At 69.2% G+C, this 1,258-nt stretch carries 2 protein-coding genes; one reads left to right on the top strand and one right to left on the bottom strand.

Going from position 1 to position 1,258, the window contains the following annotated elements:
* On the top strand, positions 1-908 hold a 908-nt coding region (locus ACWEBX_RS40960; RefSeq protein ID WP_451889757.1), incomplete at its 5' end, for a hypothetical protein.
* A 25-nt stretch (positions 909-933) separates the two neighbouring features.
* On the opposite strand, the gene ACWEBX_RS40955 is transcribed toward ACWEBX_RS40960, so the two are convergent.
* Positions 934-1,258, bottom strand: a 325-nt coding sequence (locus ACWEBX_RS40955) for a hypothetical protein (protein ID WP_451889756.1), incomplete at its 5' end; no start/stop codon positions are given.

The following is a 1,258-nucleotide window of genomic DNA, read 5'->3' as shown; positions in this document are numbered from 1 at the left end:
CTCCACTTCGGGACCCGGCTGGACGAGGGTGCATCTGGCAGGGTTGCTTCACGACGACCCCGGAATTCCCCGACGATGAGTCCGTCGACGCCATGCGTCGAGCGGCAGCCTCCGTGGCGCCGGGTATGCGTGCGGCCCTCGAATCGGCTCGACGGATGTCCCAATGGGCGAATGGCCCCGCCGCACAGGCCGCTCGGGATGCAGATGCCTTGATGAACGGCCCTGTCGGACGGGCCGCTCGGGATGCCGCCACCTTGATGAACGGCCCCGTCGGACGGTCCGCTCAGAGTGCCGCTGCCATCGGGACCGAGTATCAGCGTCACCTCCAGGCGAACGCGCGCATGTACCAGCAACTCGCCGCCGCAACCACCCTGAGTGCTACTCAGCGCGCCCTGGTAAATCGGGCGGTCCGGTTCTACGGGCGGACCCTGCGACAGCAGTGGGTGGAGACCTCCCGCATCGTCCCGACCTTCGACACCACGGGACTGGACCGCCTGCTGGGCGACCTGGCGGCGTGGAGAGCGCTCGGCGATCAGGCTCAGACCTCCGTGGCCCAGGTGCTGGAGGGGGCGTATGAGACTGTCGAGTCCGGCAGCGCCGTGGACGACGTGCCGGATGAGACGGTCGCCCACTTCGAGGAGATGGCCCGCCTGTTCGTCTCCTCCGACGCTGACGTCCTGTCGCCGAAGGCGATGAGGGCCGCGTTCATCTGGTTCTGCGGGGCCTTCGTCCTCATCAGCGCGATGACGATGGCGTTCACGAGCGACACCGCGGACGCCGTCTTGGGTAAGGCGCTGGAATACACTCCGCTCGCCGCAGCGGCAATGGTTATGGCCCGCTCGGCACTCGACCGCGTTGGCCACCCAGAAGACGACGGTGACGGAGACCAGGACGGCGACCGCGAATAGGCTGGCGGGCCGTACAGGGCGGGGTTCAGGCAGCGGCCGGGGCGTGCTTGAGGGCCTGGTGGGCGTCGACCATGGCAGGTCCGATGATCCCGTTGGCCTTGCAGAGCGTCCACCACGGGCGGCACTGGACGATCGCGGCCACCCGCCGGATCTCGTTCATCAGCCGGCCATACTCCGCGCCCTCCGCGTCGGTCCAGCCGTCGGTCTGCTCGCGCCCGGACCGCTCCTGTCGCCCACGCTCCTTCTCCGCCTCCCATCCGGGGTGCGCCTCCCGGGACCAGGGCAGCCGCTTCTGGAAGGCGTGGAGCTCGGCGTACAGGCTCGCGAGCTCGTGGTCGTCCTCGCCGTCC

Source organism: Streptomyces sp. NPDC005070 (genome assembly GCF_053600395.1).
This window is presented reverse-complemented; position numbering and strand designations above follow the sequence as displayed.